Origin of the sequence: Flagellimonas hymeniacidonis (genome assembly GCF_008040165.1) — a bacterium.
Lineage (GTDB): Bacteria > Bacteroidota > Bacteroidia > Flavobacteriales > Flavobacteriaceae > Flagellimonas > Flagellimonas hymeniacidonis.
In genome coordinates this window covers 501349-517570 of record NZ_VRUR01000001.1, presented here as the reverse complement: position 1 = coordinate 517570, position 16222 = coordinate 501349, and the positions used below count along the sequence as shown (strand labels likewise).

The window sequence follows — 16222 nt, the reverse complement described above, 5'->3', positions numbered from 1 at the left end:
ATAAGTGCAATGGAAGAGAATTTTAGAGATTCCATAGGGACGATATCTGAAGAGGGCAAAAGGGCATGGATTTTTCCTAAAAAGCCAAGTGGTCGGTTTTTTAAGTACCGCAAATATGTAAGCTATGGACTCTTACTTTTTTTAATTGCTTCACCTTTTATTAAGATAAATGGTAATCAGTTTCTACTGTTCAACGTGTTGGAAAGAAGGTTCAATATTTTTGGATTTCCTTTCTGGCCCCAAGACTTTCATCTGGTAGTTGTTTCGATGATAGCCGGTGTAATTTTTGTAGCGCTGTTTACTGTTGCCTACGGGCGTATTTTTTGTGGGTGGATGTGTCCACAGACCATTTTCATGGAAATGGTATTCCGTAGAATTGAATACTGGATAGATGGAGATCGTGGCGCACAAATGAGATTGGACAGATCACCCTGGAATGGTAAAAAAATTCGAAAAAGAGTATTAAAGTGGACGGTCTTTTTTATTATTTCATTTTTGATAGCTAATATTTTCTTGGCCTATCTCATTGGAAGTGATAAACTGATCAGGTACGTTATTGATGGACCATTGGCTCATATGGGAACCATGATACCATTGCTCATTTTTACTGGGGTGTTCTACTTTGTGTTTGCATGGTTTCGCGAACAAGTATGTATCATTGCCTGCCCCTACGGAAGACTGCAAGGTGTGCTTTTAGATAACAAATCCATAGTTGTGGCGTATGATCATAAACGTGGAGAAGGAGATAATGGGCGTAAAAAGTTTCGTAAAAACGAAGATAGAGATGCCTTGGGTCATGGAGATTGTATAGACTGTTTTCAGTGCGTAAATGTTTGTCCAACAGGAATAGATATTCGAAACGGTACCCAATTGGAATGTGTTAATTGTACAGCATGTATAGATGAGTGTGACCATATTATGGACAGCATTCAAAAACCTAGGGGACTGATTCGTTACGCAAGTGAAGATGAAATAAACAAAAAAACGAAATTCAAATTTACGGCCAGAATGAAAGGGTATACCGCCGTGTTGTTTGTCCTTACGGGGATATTGATAGGGATGCTTTTTCTTAGGAACGAACTTGAGGCGAATATTTTACGGTTACCTGGGCAGTTGTATGAAAGAAAGGCAAATAACAACATTAGCAATGTATACACGTACAAATTGGTAAACAAAACCTCTAAGGATGTAGATAGTGTTAGCTTTAAATTACTGTCCCATAAAGGAGAGATTAAGATGGTGTCTCAAGACAGTTTTAAAGTACCTGCGGAAAAGCTCGCAGAGGGGACTTTGTTTATAGAAATCAATAGCTCCGCATTAACAGGAGATAAGGATAAGTTGAAAATTGGAGTTTATAGCGCTGAAAAGCTCATTGAGACAGCAACCACTCAATTTTTGGCACCAAGAAGTTATCATTAAAACATAGTACTATGAAAATAAATTGGGGAACAGCGATAGTATTAGCTTTTGTAGCATTCATTAGTTTCATACTATATTTTGTGGTAAGGATGAGTACTGATGACAGGGCTAATCATGATTTGGTGACTGATGACTATTACAAACAAGAATTGGCATATCAGAACGAAATTGATGCATCCAAATCGGCATTGGAGATGGAAGCAAAATTAAAATTCGTAAAATCTGAAGAAGGAGTGACCATTTTTTTTCCAGAAAAATTTGACCTTAAACAAATAACAGGCATAGTGTCCCTTTATAGACCGTCTAACAAGCATTTGGATATTGACTTTCCTATAAGTTTGTCCAAAACACATTTGCTCATACCTGACAATAGCTTGCTGGACGGTCGCTGGGACATTACTGTAAAATGGCAATATCAAGGTAAAACTTTTTTACATAAAGAGAAATTGGTCTATTAAGGTATGTTACTATCTGCACTAGCATTGGGATTTTTGGGAAGCTTGCACTGTTTGGGCATGTGCGGACCCATTGCCTTTTTGCTGCCATTGGATAGGGATAGTAAAGCTAAAAAAATAGCACAGTTGTTTATTTACCACGCTGGTCGACTTCTTGCATACGGCATAATAGGGGTGCTTTTTGGGTTTTTGGGTAAAGGATTGTCCATTTTTGGTATGCAACAAAAACTGTCCATTGGAGTAGGACTAATGATGATTCTTTTGGTGGTGATTCCAAGTAAATATTTTAATAAATACAGTCTTTCAAAACCCATTTATACTGTTTTGGGAAAAGTGAAATCAAAATTGGGTGCTGAACTTAAAAAGAAAACTCCCGATGCATTTTTGACCATTGGTTTTCTTAATGGATTTCTACCCTGTGGATTGGTTTATATGGCATTGTTGGGAGCTGTAGCTTTTGGAAATCAATTACAAGGGGGATTATATATGATATTATTTGGCGCAGGAACTATTCCACTAATGAGTATGGTTGTTTTTTCTAAAGGTTTGTTTAGCAATCCTATCAAATCAAAAATCAAGAAATTAGTTCCTGTATTTGTGATACTTGTAGGAGCATTATTCATTGTTAGGGGGCTTGGTTTAGGTATTCCTTATGTTTCGCCCAAAGCTGCTCCGGCAGATTCAGTATCAGCAGCTATAGAATGTCATCAACCTTAAAACAATTGTAAGTGAAAATAACATCAGCAGAAGAAGCAGTACATGTAGTTAAATCAGGTGACCGTGTCTTTTTACAAGGAGCGGCCATGACCCCTAATGAACTTATCAATGCACTTTGTGACCGTTATAAGGAATTAAAAGATGTTGAGATTGTTTCAATTCATACGGAAGGTGATGCCAAATACACCCAAGAGCCATATACACAGGCTTTTAAGTTAAACTCCTGCTTTGTAGGGGGTAACGTAAGGAAAAGTGTAAATACGCCCGATGCTGGTTATATTCCTATCTTTTTAAGTGAGATTCCATGGCTGTTCAAAAGAAATATTTTGCCGTTGGATGTTGCTATTGTCCAAGTTTCTAGCCCAGATAAACACGGCTATTGCTCCCTTGGAGTTTCGGTAGATGTGGCCCTGCCTGCCATTAGAACCGCGAAAAAGATTATTGCCCAGATCAACCCACATGTTCCCAGAACACACGGAACGGGAATAATACATATCGACCAAATTGAATGCGCTACCGAGGTAAATAGACCTATTCATGAGCATGAAGCAGGCGTTATTTCAGATTTAGAGCATGAGATAGGGGCTAATGTAGCTTCTTTGATTGAAGATGGAGCAACCTTACAAATGGGTATTGGTAACATTCCCAATGCGGTACTGGACAATTTGAAGAATCATAAACGGTTAGGCATCCATACTGAAATGTTTTCTGATGGAGTGTTACCACTAATTGAAAGCGGTGTTATCACCGGAGAGGAAAAAGTAGTGAAGAATGGTAAGATTGTAAGTTGTTTTGCCGTAGGATCTAGAAAATTGTACGATTTTATCGATGATAACCCCATATGCGATTTTAGGGATTCTGGCTATACAAATGATACTGCCAGAATACGAAGAAACCCAAAAGTAACGGCGATTAATAGTGCCATTGAGATTGATTTAACGGGCCAGGTATGCGCCGATACTATAGGGAGCTATCAATTTTCTGGAGTGGGTGGTCAAATGGATTTTATTAGAGGAGCCTCACTTTCAGATGGGGGAAAACCCATTTTTGCGATGTCTTCCACAACTAAAAAAGGAACCTCAAAAATAGTCCCCTTTTTAAAAGAAGGGGCAGGGGTGACCACGACTCGAGCTCATATACATCATGTAGCTACAGAATATGGAGTGGTAAACCTCTACGGAAAAAATTTACAACAACGTGCTAAAGCATTAATTTCAATAGCCCATCCGAATCATAAAGAAGTTCTGGAGAAAGCTGCTTATGAAAGATTTAATGGAAGGGGATAAATAATAATCCAATGCCAAGACCCAAGACAAAAGAAGAGTTGAAAGAACTAAGTCTGGCCAACTACAAGAAATTGAATGATTTTATTGATTCTTTTTCTACCACAGAGCAAAATAAAGATTTCCCTAAAGGAACAATGAATAGAAACATAAGGGACGTTCTAGGGCATCTACATCATTGGCATTTAATGTTTTTGAATTGGTATGAGGTTGGAATGAAAGGTGAGAGCCCTCATATTCCAGCTAAGGGCTATAATTGGCGTACTCTACCTGATTTAAATAAGAAAATCTATGAACGTTATAAGAACTTGGGCTTGGATGAGGTCAGAGAAAAATTCAACACCTCACATGCTGAGATAATGAACTTGGTAGCCAGCCATTCCAATAAAGAGTTGTTTGAACGAAAATATTATGGTTGGACAAGGAACAATGCCATGGGGGCTTATATCATTGGTGTTTTATCAAGCCATTATGATTGGGCCCTTAAACTTATCAAAAAAGGAAAAAAGTAAAGTTCTAAAAGAAAGGGAAACTATTTATAGTTTCCCTTTCTTCTTTAATTGCAATAAAAACCAATCAAAAAAATGCAAGCAATTAAATTTTAAATGTTATTACCGGAGTATCCGAGTGGTTGGCAATATCCTCGCCGATACTTCCCATAAAGAAGTGGGATAGCCCCTTTCTGCCATGGGTAGGGATTCCAATAAGATCTGCGGCAACACTTTCACTATAATTTAGGACCCCTTTTTCAACCGTGTAGTCATTGTAAATTTCAACTTCCAATCCTAATTTGGCAAGATTTAGGAATTTTGAAACTCTGGTGTAAATATCTTCTGTGCTCAAAAATTCATCACCTGGAGTATTAACATATACGGGATGCAAGTTTGATTTAAAGAGTTTTGCAATTTCCACAGCCTTTTTAAGGGCAGGAATGTTTTCCTCTTTAAAATCGCATGCAAAAACAAAACGTTCCAATTTGAATTTTTCAACATCTCCTTTAATAACCAAAACTGGAATTTCTGAGCTGCGGACCACCCGTTCTGTATTGGAACCTATAAAGATTTCTTGCAGCCCATCTGTTCCATGAGACCCCATCACAATTAAATCTGCGCTATGCTTTTTGGCTATTTCATCTACCTCACTAAAGACTTTGTAATGCTTTATAATAGGAGTCATTTTTATTCCTTTGAGGTATGGTTTATCCAAGAAATCAGCAAACCGTTGTTCACCTACTTTTATTAAATGGACCACCTGTTCTTGGGCTACATAACCAGACTCACTCATGATAGATGGTGAAAGTTCTAGCATATGTAGTATGTATAATTCAGCATCGTGTTGCTTTGCAATGTCTGCTGCTACTTTTAGGGCTTTTTCTGATTGTTCTGAAAAATCGACAGGTACTATGATGCTTTTCATTTGTTAAGATTTAAGGATTAAACGGTCATAGAGAACAAACGCGTCTCTGGTTTTTTTCTATGTAATTTTAGGTCAAAGGCCATACTTATATTTCTAATAAATGGCTTTCCCTTTTCAGTCACTTTAATTTGATTTGCTCCAATGTTAACTAGGCCATCAGATTCCAGTTCTGATAAATTCTCAATAATTTTTTGAAAATCTTTTATTCTTGTATCTCCCAATTCCCAACTTGTTTCAAACTGGCACATGAGATTGAGAATATGCTTTCTTATGGTTTGGTCTTCATCGTTGAGGATGTGTCCCCTAAAAATTGGGATGACCCTATGAGAGACTAAATGTTCATATTCCTCAACACTTTTTACATTTTGTGCAAAGCCATACCAGCTGTCCCCTATACTTGAAGCCCCTAAACCTATCATTAGTTTGGTTTTGGAAGAAGTGTATCCCATAAAATTTCTGTGTAGCGTTCCATCGACCATTGCGGTATAAAGGCTATCTGTGGTAAGAGCAAAATGATCCATGCCAACATCTTTGTATCCAAAGTTTGCGAGCATGCGTTTCCCTAATTCATATTGATTTTTTTTCTCTTGTGAAGTAGGTAAATCGGTTTCTTTGTATCCGCGTTGACCATTACCTTTTAGCCATGGCACATGGGCGTAGCTGTAAAAAGCAATTCTATCTGGTTTTAGCGCATTGGTTTTGGATATGGTTTCTTTAACGTGCGTGGCTGTTTGAAAAGGAAGCCCATAAATAATGTCGTGTCCAACAGAGGTATATCCAATTTCTCTGGCCCATTCCGTTACTTTTTTAACGTTCTCAAAAGGCTGAATTCTATTAATTGCTTTTTGAACCGTTGCGTTGTAATCTTGGACACCAAAGCAGACTCTCCTAAATCCTACATCAAATAGCGCTTGTAAATGCGCCTTTGTGGTGTTGTTGGGATGTCCTTCAAAGCTAAACTCAGGGTTATCCGCCTTTTTGCCAAACCTTAGGATTCCATTTATAAGGAACTTTAGATGTTCTGGAGAGAAAAAAGTGGGAGTGCCCCCACCAAGATGTATTTCTTTTATAATGGGTTTAGAGCCTAAAAGTTCATAGTATAATTGCCACTCTTTAAGTACTGTTTTTATATAAGGTAGTTCAAGTTCGTGCCTTTTTGTAATGCGTTTATGGCAGCCGCAGAATGTGCACATGCTCTCACAAAATGGAAGATGGATATAGATGCTTATTCCATCTTCAGGGCTTTCTTTTGTTGCCTTTACAATACTGGCCTTCCAAAGTTTTCCAGAGAAACTTTCCAAATCCCAATAAGGAACGGTAGGGTAGCTGGTGTACCGAGGCCCAGGCACATTATATTTTTGAACAAGCTCGCACATAATTGAATAATGATATAGGTCAAAATTAGTCTTGGATATCAATAAAAAACATGATAATTATCAGCATAACCTCAAATCCGCATATGACAAGTATCATATTTTAAGATTTCCACACTTTGTAGTTTTATTTCATAGTAAAGAAATACCAAGGTCCTATAACATGGGAGAACATATTGCCAAAAGCAAGTTTGATACTGTTGAGCGCAAAGCCTTTGTGCAACATTTGCTTGATGATATAAAGGCTTTGGAACTTCTTCTTGAGCAAAATTTAATTGAGGATGCCGTTGTTAGAATAGGAGCTGAACAAGAATTATGTTTGGTGGATAATGATTATAGGCCTGCTGGAAAATCAATCGAGGTACTGGATAGCGTTGATGATTCACATTTTACAACAGAGTTGGCAAGCTATAACCTGGAGATCAACTTAGATCCTTTTGAATTAAAAAAAGATTGTTTTTCAAAAGTTGAGCATCAACTAAGAACGTTGCTAGCCAAAGCAAAAACAAAGGCAAGCGAGCATGGAACAAATGTATTATTGACAGGAATCTTGCCTACGATCAGTAAAAACGAACTAGGAGTGGATTTTATGACTCCCATTCCACGATATTACAAGTTAAATGAGGTTTTAAAAGCTTGTAGAGGAGATCATTTTTCTCTTAAAATAAGAGGGGTGGATGAGTTGACCCTTCGTCATGATTCTGTACTTTTTGAAGCATGCAACACCAGTTTTCAACTGCATTTACAGATTCCTCCAGCGGATTTCATTAAAAGCTACAACTGGTCGCAAGCCATTGCAGGTCCTGTTTTGGGAGTTTGCTGCAATTCCCCTTTATTAATGGGAAGGGAGCTATGGAAGGAAACCCGTATAGCACTATTTCAACAAAGTTTGGATACCAGAAAATGGACGTATGCACTTAAAGAACAAGTTGCAAGGGTAGGTTTTGGAAGCCATTGGCAACATCGCTCTGTAACAGAAATTTTTAAGGAAGATATTTCTTCTCATCGCATCATATTGACAAAGCCCATTGAAGAAAGTTCTTTGGAGCTTTTAAATAATGAAACGACTCCCAAGCTTGAAGCGCTCAGTCTTTTTAATGGAACAGTGTATCGCTGGAATCGCCCTTGCTACGGGGTAGGTAATGGAAAACCTCATTTGCGCATAGAAAACAGATACATACCATCCGGCCCAACCATGATTGATGAAATGGCCAATTTTGCTTTTTGGGTAGGACTTATGACGGGGAGACCTAAAAAGTATGATGATATGTCGGGCATTATGGATTTTGAAGAGGCGAAGTTAAATTTTATAAAGTCCGCCAGAACTGGAAGACAAACGGTGCTTTCTTGGTTGGGTAAACCAACAACCCTTAAAAAATTGATTCTTAATGAATTTCTTCCAATAGCTTATGATGGATTGAAAAAGCATAATGTTGACCGTAAGGATATCGATAGACTATTGGGAATCATAGAAGCTAGAACTAAAAAAGGCACGGGAGCTGAGTGGCAGGTGGAAAACTTTAGAAGTTTAAGAAAACAAATGAAATTGGATAGTGTTTTGGTAGAATTGACCAAGACCATGCATGTTAATCAACAATCAAATAAGCCAGTGCATACATGGGAGCCTATAGAAAAACCAATCAGAACAGAAAAATCTTTTGAATGGGTTGGGCAAATTATGTCTACAAAACTCATGAAGCTTTATGAGAACGACTACATTAATCTGGCGGTTTCTATAATGCAATGGAACAATATTCATCATATCCCTGTTGAAAATGAAAAAGGAGAATTGGCAGGTCTTTTAACTTGGAGTCACATCGATAACTTGGATAAAAAACATAAAAAAAAGGATTCCAGGGTTGCTGATATTATGATCAAAAAAGTGGTCACCGTGCAACCAAGAACGAAAATAACAACCGCTAAAAAATTAATGGATGATTACCAGATTGGATGTTTGCCTGTTTGTGTAGGATCTAATCTGGTCGGAATTATTAGCAAGGTAGATTTATAGCATGTCAAAAGTGTATAGCAGTGCCCTTGATGAAACGCTGGAAATAGGACGAATTGTAGATTGTTTAAAAGGAGGAAAAGAAGGTCCTACGGTGGTTTTTTTTGCAGGGATACATGGCAATGAGCCAGCAGGAATATTTGCCCTTAAACATGTCATGCGTGAATTAAAAATACAGCAAAAACCAATCCATGGGAAGGTGTATGGGATAGCTGGAAATTTAAGTGCGCTTGAAAAAAACGTTAGATTTTCGGAGAAAGATTTGAATAGGATTTGGTCACCCCAAAAAGTGAAGCATATTCAAGAGAGAAAGGAAGAGCGGAACGATGATGAAAATGAATTATTGGAATTGCATGGCTTGTTAAGCGAAATACTTGAAAATAATGAAGCGCCGTTTTATTTTATTGACTTACACACGACTTCAAGCGAAACCTCTCCATTTATTGTTTTAAACGATAGTCTTCTAAACAGAAAGTTTGCCTCAAATTACCCACTTCCAATTATTTTAGGGATTGAGGAGTATTTAGAAGGTGCTTTGTTGAGTTTTATAAATGAACTGGGTTATGTTTCAATGGGGTACGAAAGTGGTCAGCATGATGAAATAGGCGCCATTAAAAATTGCATCGATTTTATTCGCTTTACTTTAAGCCTTACAGCATCCATTCATTTATCTGAAAGTGAGTTTGCGGACCTAGAAAATTTGATGTTGGATTCCAGTAGGGTATCCAACAGATTTTATGAAATTTATTATCAATACAGTATAAAAAAGGGAAACGATTTTAAGATGTTTCCTGGATTTGTCAATTTTCAAAAAATACCAAAAGGTAAAGAGGTCGCCATGGAGAATAGAGACATTTTGAAGACGAAAGGGAAGAGGCAAATCTTTATGCCATTATACCAAAGCCAGGGAAGTGAAGGTTTTTATTATATAAGGTCAATACCCACATTTCTTTTATGGGTCTCTAAAGGGCTTAGAAAATTAAAGGCGGATCATTTTTTAGTGAAGTTTCCCGGTATTAGATGGGAATCCTTTAAAAAAGATGCTATGTTGGTCGATCAGAGGGTGGCTAGGTTTATGGCTAAATCTATTTTTCACTTACTTGGTTATAGAGCCCGACAGTTAGATAAAACACATTTGATTGTTAAGAGCAGGGAAACAGCTTCTAAAAATGAAGAATATACAAACACAGATTGGTTTTGAATACAAAAAAAGGAGGGCCGATAAGTATACAGCATCTCCTTTAATGTAGTTCTAGATATCCCCTATTGCACAACAAAATTTATAGGTATTGAGTATTTAACCTTAACCGGTTTTCCACGTTGTACTCCTGGTTTTACAGTTGGTAACGCAGCAATAATCCGAACAGCTTCTTTTTCCAATAACCTATCCGGCCCCCTTTTTTGAATATCTTTCACCCTTCCTTGTGAGTCTATTACAAACTGTACGTACACTTTTCCGGTAATACGCATTTCAAGCGCTGATTGGGGGTATTTGAAATTTTGCCTTACGTGCTCTTGAACTTTTCGATTAAAACAAGCTTTACGTTCTTCCTCAGAATTTAAGTTTTCACATCCAGGAAACACCGGTACATTTTCAATGACAGCAAAAGGAATAATTTCCTCTTCCTCTACCTCGCCAACTTCTACATCATCTATTTTTACAATGGCATCTTCAATGAAAACTTCTTGGCTACTCTCGGTACTTTCAATAACCGTTTCTTCAACGTCTTCGACATCTTCAACAATTTCAATCACATCTGGTGCAGCGGGAGGAGGAGGAGGGGGTGTAGTCCTTATAATTTCAGTTATAGGAACATCCTCCTTAAGATCATCTGTTACCTGTGCTATCTCCAAAATTTCGGATTCTTTCTCGTAAGTCTTTACCTCAAATGTTTGCCATGTAACGAACAATATAGAAGTAAGACCAATCATAAAATAGAGGCTGCTATTGCGCCCTACATCTGCGTTTGGATTCTTTTTTGGTTTCATGACTTTTCTTATTTAACTCTTATAAAGTTAGATAGACCAATCATCAAAAAATATGATAAACGTCAGGATGATAGTTAATGCAGAAAATCTCTAAATGGAATTGAATTTTTGTGGAACTAAGGTTTTTCAATTTCCCAAATGAGTGCCGCAGCCCCACAAATGGCGGCGGTTTTACCATCCATGCCAGACTCTAATAGTTTTACTTTGCCTTTGTATACCTCCAAAAGATATTCATTGAAGTACTTTTCAAGAGGATCCATAATCCACTTTCCACTATTGGTAAGCCCGCCCATAAGAATAAAAGCTTCTGGTTGGGTAAAAGCGGTAAAGTTTGCCAAGGCCTGTGCCATTATTTTAGCCGTATAATCAAAGGCTTTTTGAGCTATAATATCACCTTCTTCGGCAGCTTTTGTAATTTCCTCTCCATGCAAATCGTTGTAGGCAATACTTCTAAATTTGCTGTCCTCCAAGTACTTGCTCAACATATACATAATTGTGCGTTTTAACCCCGTTGCGGATACGTAGGCCTCCAATCCCCCTCGTACACCAAGCCCGGTTAATCTGCCATCTCCAATAGTCATATCTACATGACCCAGTTCACCTGCAAACCCGTCGTAGCCATCAATCAACTGCCCATTGGCAACAATGCCTGCGCCAAAGCCCGTACCTAACGTTATTACAATAAAATCTGAAATGGTTTGCGCTCTTCCAAAAAGCATTTCACCCAAAGCTGCTGCACTTGCATCATTCATAATTCGCATGGGCATATGCATCCTTTCTTTGAGTTTTTCAAGTAAGGGTACGCTACCTTTCCAAACTAAGTTACTGGCATTTTCTATGGTTCCTTTTTTACTAGATGCATTAGGGGCTCCAATACCACACCCTAAAATGATGACTTTTTCGCCTAAATTTTGAATAAGCTCATCTGAAACAGCTTTTATTTTGTCTAGATAATCTTCTAAATCTGGAAATTCCCTAGTTCTAAAATATGTCTTCGCATGACACTTTCCGGTGTTATCCACCAAACCAATTTTAGTTTTAGTGCCGCCGATGTCTATTCCTATAACGATATCCATATTCTAGAGGTTTTAGCTTCATTTAAAGATAGCCAATATGAGTGCAATTCTTGTAAAGGGTGTTTAAAAATAAAAGCAATGCATGTTTTATGGGCTAAAAGTATGAAACCTGACTTCTGTCATATTTTACCTCATGAGCTGGTTCTACTTTTGAACTGAAGATTTTAATCATTTAAATTTTTGGGTATGGGTAACATTGATAAAATTTTAATTCCGTTCGACTTTTCTGAGGCTTCCATTAATGCGCTGGAATATGCAATTAATTTTGTAGGTCCAAATAGACGCATGGATATTCTGGCGTTATATGTCTCTGCTATGCCCATAGCAGAGTCTGAAAAGAATGTGCTTCAATCTGATTTTACCAAAATTGCGAAATCGTATAATGAGAAGACCAAAACACCATCAGAATTTATTACGACTACCGGTGAGGTGATTGAGACAATTCTTAGTGTACAAGATGAGTACGATGCCGATTTGATTCTTATGGGAACCATGGGTGATAAAAGCACCGACGAGGCGATAACCAATACCTCAAGACTTGTTTTGGAAGCTAATTGCCCAGTAATATCTGTTCCCTTCGGATGTGCAATTAAAGAACCTAGGGACATTGCTTTGGTAATGGGGAATGAGAAAATTGACGATAAAGAAGTCTTGCGAACACTTTTGGATGTTGCACGCACCTTCAATTCTAGAGTACACGTACTAACCATTTACAAAGAATCGGTCTATGCGGAGGAATCTGTTGTTGATAGCACAGAAAACTTATTGGAGTATTACTTGGAGCATTTTTATGTAGAGCATGCCTTTAGCAAAAACCAGGATGTGGAAGAAGGGATTTTGGAATACATCAACAAGAAAAATATAGACTTATTGGCCATCCTACCGAGAAATCATACAAAATTGAGCTCACCTTCCGAAGGACGTTTGACAAAGCTGTTGACTCTGCATTCAGAAATTCCGGTGTTGGCTCTGGATTGATTACTATTTCAAGGATACAGCTATGTTCACACTACTAGTAATACTAAGTATTACAATAGCATTGTTCGTTTGGGGAAAATTTCCACCCGATGTTGTGGCCCTAATCTCCATGTTGACATTGTATTTAACCGGAATATTGGATGTTAAGGAAACCCTTGGTGGTTTTAGCAATACTACGGTAATTATGATTGCAGCACTGTTCATTATTGGAGAAGGCCTTTCCAGAACTGGTTGGACAGCTCTTGCAGGGCAGCATTTTGTTAGTTGGGCAGGTAAGAGTATTCCAAAACTATTGGTTATCGTAACATTGGGAGCTAGTGTGCTTTCAGGTTTTGTCAGCAATACTGGAACGGTGGCGGCACTGCTCCCAGTTACGGTTTCAGCAGCATGGAGTGCAGGTACATTACCATCAAAATTATTGATGCCCGTAGCTTTTGGCTCTAATACAGGAGGTTTGTTGACTTTAACAGGTACGCCACCAAATATCATTGCTAGCAACACCTTGATCGAGAATAACCTAGAAGGGTTCTCTTTCTTTGAAATTGGATTGATAGGCCTACCACTATTGATTATTACCATTCTGTATTTCAGGTATTTGGGATATCGTTTACTACCCAAACGTCAAACCAACGAAAGACCTGCTGATATTGATGCCGAAATGCACAAATGGATTTCAAGTTATAGTATTGGGGATAATCTTTATCGGCTGCGCATTCGTTCTATGTCTCCTTTGATCAATACCAAAATTGGAGATTGGAATTTTGAATCAACACATCAAATAGCAGTGATGCGATTAAAACGAAGGCATCCTAGTCCATTGCAGCAACGGATACCTCAATTTGTAGAACTGCCTGGACCAGATACTGAAATGCGATATCACGATATTATTACAGTAAAAGGTACTCCCGAAGATGTGGATAAATTGGTACTGAAGTATAGCTTAGGAATTATTCCCACTAAAGCCGAAAAAGACACCTTAAAAAATGAGCTGATCAATCAAGAAGTGGGTATGGCAGAAATGCTCATTACGCCAAATTCAATTTTTGTTGGAAAAACAATCAATTTGGGGAACTACCTAAAACGTACGGGGGTGCAGTTATTGGCAGCTTCAAGAAATAACCGCCCACTTACTGGGAAAATTAAAATAGAAGCAGGAGATGCTTTTGTAATTAGGGGGCCATGGGAAAGCATTGAAAACCTAAAATCACTGTATGAAAACGTAGTAATCTCAGGCAGTCCTGAAGCACTTTCAAAAAATGTGGCAACCTTGAGCGTAAGAAGCTACGTCGCCATGGCAACCTTGATCGTAATGATACTGCTCTTGGTGTTCAAAGTTTTTCCAGGGGCCATTGCAGCATTGATTTGTGCTGGCATTATGCTCTTGACCCGTTGCGTACCCATATCAAAAGCATATAAGGGCATTAGTTGGACCAGTGTGGTCATGATTGCCGCAATGATACCCATGGGAACTGCATTACAAAAAACCGGAGTCGCCGAGATGGCTGCTAATGGTCTGGTGGAAGTGTTAGGGAGCATACACCCTACAGTGCTTTTAGGAGGCATATTTTTATTGACGACAGTGTTTAGTCAAACCATAAACAATTCAGCAACTGCCGTATTAATGGCGCCTATTGCATTATTGGCAGCAACATCCTTGGGTGTTTCACCAAAACCTTATTTGATAACTGTGGCTGTTAGTGCGTCCACAGCATTTTTAACCCCCGTTGGGACCACTACCAATGCAATGGTAATGTCTTCCGGCGGATACAAGTTTATAGATTATATAAAAGTGGGAGGACCACTCTTACTGCTTTTTTTTATTACAACTCTAGCATTGGTTCCATTGATATGGAGCTTTTAACCTTAAAACAATAAACATGGATAGAATTATGGAAAAGTCAAGAACTTTAGAAAAGTATGGTCTCCAAACGGAGCACATACATTGGAACTTAGATGCTGAAACTTTACAACAAATGACTGTTGAAAAAGGATTGGGCACAGAAACCGAAAATGGCACATTATCCATAAACACAGGTAAGTTTACAGGCCGGTCACCTAAAGATCGCTTTTTGGTCAAGGATGACTATACTAAAGATACGGTTTGGTGGGGACGGATTAATAAACCAATCTCACCAGAAAATTTTGACATACTGCATCAAGGTATTGTGGATTATCTTTCTGATAAGGAAGTTTTTGTGAGGGATGCGGCGGTCTGTGCTGATCCCAAATATAAAATGAACGTTCGCACCGTTACCGAATATCCTTGGTCTAACTATTTCATCAAAAATATGTTTTTGAGGCTTTCCGAAGAGGAGTTGAAAGACTTTGAAGAAGAATGGTTGGTGTTATGCGCTCCAGGATATTTGGCACCAGATCCAAAAGCAGTAGGAATTTTAGATGGTAACTTTTCCATTCTCAATTTTACCAAGAAGATTGCTTTGGTAGGTGGTTCAGCGTATACGGGTGAAATGAAAAAGGGGATTTTCTCTGCTTTAAATTTGATTCTGCCAACTGAAAAAAATGTATTGCCTATGCACTGTTCTGCCAATGTTGGCGAAGCTGGCGATACTGCTATTTTCTTTGGACTTTCTGGTACCGGAAAAACAACCCTGTCCGCAGATCCCAACAGAAAACTGATTGGTGATGATGAACATGGTTGGACAGCCGAAAATACCATCTTTAATTTTGAAGGAGGATGTTATGCCAAGGTTATTGATCTAACCGAGGAAAAGGAACCTGATATTTATAGGGCGATACGACCAGGAGCCTTGTTGGAAAATGTTATTTTTAAAGAGGGAACGAAGGAGGTAGATTATTTTGATAGCACCATTACCCAGAATACCAGGGTAAGTTATCCTATTGAACATATCGATAATATTCAAGTGCCTTCTTATGCTTCAAATCCAAAAAATATCTTTTTCTTAACCTGTGATGCCTTTGGTGTTTTGCCTCCAGTGTCTAAATTAACACCTGGTCAGGCTGCTTATCACTTTATTTCGGGATATACGGCCAAAGTTGCAGGTACTGAAGCTGGTATTACTGAGCCCGTACCATCTTTTTCTGCTTGTTTTGGCGAACCATTTATGCCATTGCATCCAACGGTTTATGCCGAAATGCTGAGCAAAAAGATGACCGAGGCAGGAGTTAACGTTTGGTTGATCAATACGGGATGGAGCGGTGGCCCTTACGGAGTGGGTTCTAGGATTAAATTGAAATATACCAGAGCCATGATCTCAGCAATCTTGGAAGGAGAACTGGATAAGGTTGATTTTGATGCGCACCCCATTTTTGGATTGCATATGCCAAAGTATTGCCCAGGAGTCCCAACAGAAATATTGGATCCGATGAATACGTGGCTGCAAAAAGGGGCATATGTGAGTAAAGCAATACAATTGGCACACTCATTTCATATTAATTTTGATAAGTTTGCTAATCAAGCATCCGAAGAAATTATGAACGGTGGCCCGTTGATTGATTCGCACCATAGCTTAAACGAGCATTTTTAATT

General features: G+C 38.4%; 14 protein-coding genes. 10 read left to right on the top strand and 4 right to left on the bottom strand.

Going from position 1 to position 16222, the window contains the following annotated elements; translation table 11 throughout:
- The first annotated feature begins 9 nt into the window (after positions 1-9).
- Genes ccoG through FVB32_RS02325 form a run of 5 tightly spaced genes read left to right on the top strand, consistent with a single transcriptional unit; the run spans position 10 to position 4386 of the window.
- Complete coding sequence (gene ccoG / locus FVB32_RS02345) at positions 10-1419, top strand: cytochrome c oxidase accessory protein CcoG (protein WP_147740982.1); 1410 nt, start codon at positions 10-12, stop codon at positions 1417-1419.
- An 11-nt stretch (positions 1420-1430) separates the two neighbouring features.
- Positions 1431-1877 carry a FixH family protein gene (locus FVB32_RS02340; protein WP_147740981.1) on the top strand — a complete coding sequence of 149 codons (447 nt, stop codon included), beginning with the start codon at positions 1431-1433 and terminating at the stop codon, positions 1875-1877.
- A 3-nt stretch (positions 1878-1880) separates the two neighbouring features.
- A complete protein-coding gene (locus FVB32_RS02335) occupies positions 1881-2591 on the top strand; it encodes a sulfite exporter TauE/SafE family protein (protein ID WP_147740980.1) in 711 nt (236 codons plus the stop codon).
- 11 nt (positions 2592-2602) lie between these two features.
- Positions 2603-3877: an acetyl-CoA hydrolase/transferase family protein gene (locus FVB32_RS02330; protein WP_147740979.1), complete on the top strand. Its 1275-nt coding sequence runs from the start codon at positions 2603-2605 to the stop codon at positions 3875-3877.
- 11 nt (positions 3878-3888) lie between these two features.
- Complete coding sequence (locus tag FVB32_RS02325) at positions 3889-4386, top strand: ClbS/DfsB family four-helix bundle protein (protein WP_147740978.1); 498 nt, start codon at positions 3889-3891, stop codon at positions 4384-4386.
- A gap of 82 nt (positions 4387-4468) precedes the next feature.
- Here the strand turns inward: FVB32_RS02325 and FVB32_RS02320 are convergent, their stop codons facing one another.
- Together FVB32_RS02320 and hemN are read right to left on the bottom strand one after the other, a co-directional pair.
- Positions 4469-5290 (bottom strand): universal stress protein, encoded by an 822-nt coding sequence (locus FVB32_RS02320; protein ID WP_147740977.1) that lies wholly within the window; start codon positions 5288-5290, stop codon positions 4469-4471.
- 17 nt (positions 5291-5307) lie between these two features.
- Positions 5308-6666 (bottom strand): oxygen-independent coproporphyrinogen III oxidase, encoded by a 1359-nt coding sequence (hemN, locus tag FVB32_RS02315; protein ID WP_147740976.1) that lies wholly within the window; start codon positions 6664-6666, stop codon positions 5308-5310.
- A 160-nt stretch (positions 6667-6826) separates the two neighbouring features.
- Between hemN and FVB32_RS02310 the strand changes: the two genes are divergently transcribed.
- Positions 6827-8674 (top strand): CBS domain-containing protein, encoded by a 1848-nt coding sequence (locus FVB32_RS02310; RefSeq protein WP_147740975.1) that lies wholly within the window; start codon positions 6827-6829, stop codon positions 8672-8674.
- Position 8675: 1 nt separating this feature from the next.
- Positions 8676-9872: a succinylglutamate desuccinylase/aspartoacylase family protein gene (locus FVB32_RS02305; RefSeq protein ID WP_147740974.1), complete on the top strand. Its 1197-nt coding sequence runs from the start codon at positions 8676-8678 to the stop codon at positions 9870-9872.
- Positions 9873-9934: 62 nt separating this feature from the next.
- Here the strand turns inward: FVB32_RS02305 and FVB32_RS02300 are convergent, their stop codons facing one another.
- Complete coding sequence (locus FVB32_RS02300) at positions 9935-10660, bottom strand: energy transducer TonB (protein WP_147740973.1); 726 nt, start codon at positions 10658-10660, stop codon at positions 9935-9937.
- Positions 10661-10776: 116 nt separating this feature from the next.
- On the bottom strand, positions 10777-11736 hold the full coding sequence (locus FVB32_RS02295) for an ROK family protein (protein WP_147740972.1): 960 nt from the start codon (positions 11734-11736) through the stop codon (positions 10777-10779).
- A gap of 186 nt (positions 11737-11922) precedes the next feature.
- On the opposite strand from FVB32_RS02295, the gene FVB32_RS02290 reads away from it, so the two are divergent.
- Genes FVB32_RS02290 through pckA form a run of 3 tightly spaced genes read left to right on the top strand, consistent with a single transcriptional unit; the run spans position 11923 to position 16220 of the window.
- Positions 11923-12714 carry a universal stress protein gene (locus FVB32_RS02290; protein WP_147740971.1) on the top strand — a complete coding sequence of 264 codons (792 nt, stop codon included), beginning with the start codon at positions 11923-11925 and terminating at the stop codon, positions 12712-12714.
- A gap of 22 nt (positions 12715-12736) precedes the next feature.
- Complete coding sequence (locus FVB32_RS02285; protein WP_147740970.1) at positions 12737-14575, top strand: SLC13 family permease; 1839 nt, start codon at positions 12737-12739, stop codon at positions 14573-14575.
- Positions 14576-14591: 16 nt separating this feature from the next.
- Positions 14592-16220 (top strand): phosphoenolpyruvate carboxykinase (ATP), encoded by a 1629-nt coding sequence (gene pckA / locus FVB32_RS02280; RefSeq protein WP_147740969.1) that lies wholly within the window; start codon positions 14592-14594, stop codon positions 16218-16220.
- The last annotated feature ends 2 nt before the right edge of the window (positions 16221-16222 follow it).

Coding starts and splice junctions, on each gene's coding strand:
- FVB32_RS02340 (WP_147740981.1), top strand. CDS start 1,431: ATGAAAATAAATTGGGGAACAGCGATAGTATTAGCTTTTGTAGCATTC.
- hemN (WP_147740976.1), bottom strand. CDS start 6,666: ATGTGCGAGCTTGTTCAAAAATATAATGTGCCTGGGCCTCGGTACACC.
- FVB32_RS02290 (WP_147740971.1), top strand. CDS start 11,923: ATGGGTAACATTGATAAAATTTTAATTCCGTTCGACTTTTCTGAGGCT.
- FVB32_RS02300 (WP_147740973.1), bottom strand. CDS start 10,660: ATGAAACCAAAAAAGAATCCAAACGCAGATGTAGGGCGCAATAGCAGC.
- pckA (WP_147740969.1), top strand. CDS start 14,592: ATGGATAGAATTATGGAAAAGTCAAGAACTTTAGAAAAGTATGGTCTC.
- FVB32_RS02320 (WP_147740977.1), bottom strand. CDS start 5,290: ATGAAAAGCATCATAGTACCTGTCGATTTTTCAGAACAATCAGAAAAA.
- FVB32_RS02310 (WP_147740975.1), top strand. CDS start 6,827: ATGGGAGAACATATTGCCAAAAGCAAGTTTGATACTGTTGAGCGCAAA.
- ccoG (WP_147740982.1), top strand. CDS start 10: ATGGAAGAGAATTTTAGAGATTCCATAGGGACGATATCTGAAGAGGGC.
- FVB32_RS02335 (WP_147740980.1), top strand. CDS start 1,881: ATGTTACTATCTGCACTAGCATTGGGATTTTTGGGAAGCTTGCACTGT.
- FVB32_RS02295 (WP_147740972.1), bottom strand. CDS start 11,736: ATGGATATCGTTATAGGAATAGACATCGGCGGCACTAAAACTAAAATT.
- FVB32_RS02305 (WP_147740974.1), top strand. CDS start 8,676: ATGTCAAAAGTGTATAGCAGTGCCCTTGATGAAACGCTGGAAATAGGA.
- FVB32_RS02325 (WP_147740978.1), top strand. CDS start 3,889: ATGCCAAGACCCAAGACAAAAGAAGAGTTGAAAGAACTAAGTCTGGCC.
- FVB32_RS02285 (WP_147740970.1), top strand. CDS start 12,737: ATGTTCACACTACTAGTAATACTAAGTATTACAATAGCATTGTTCGTT.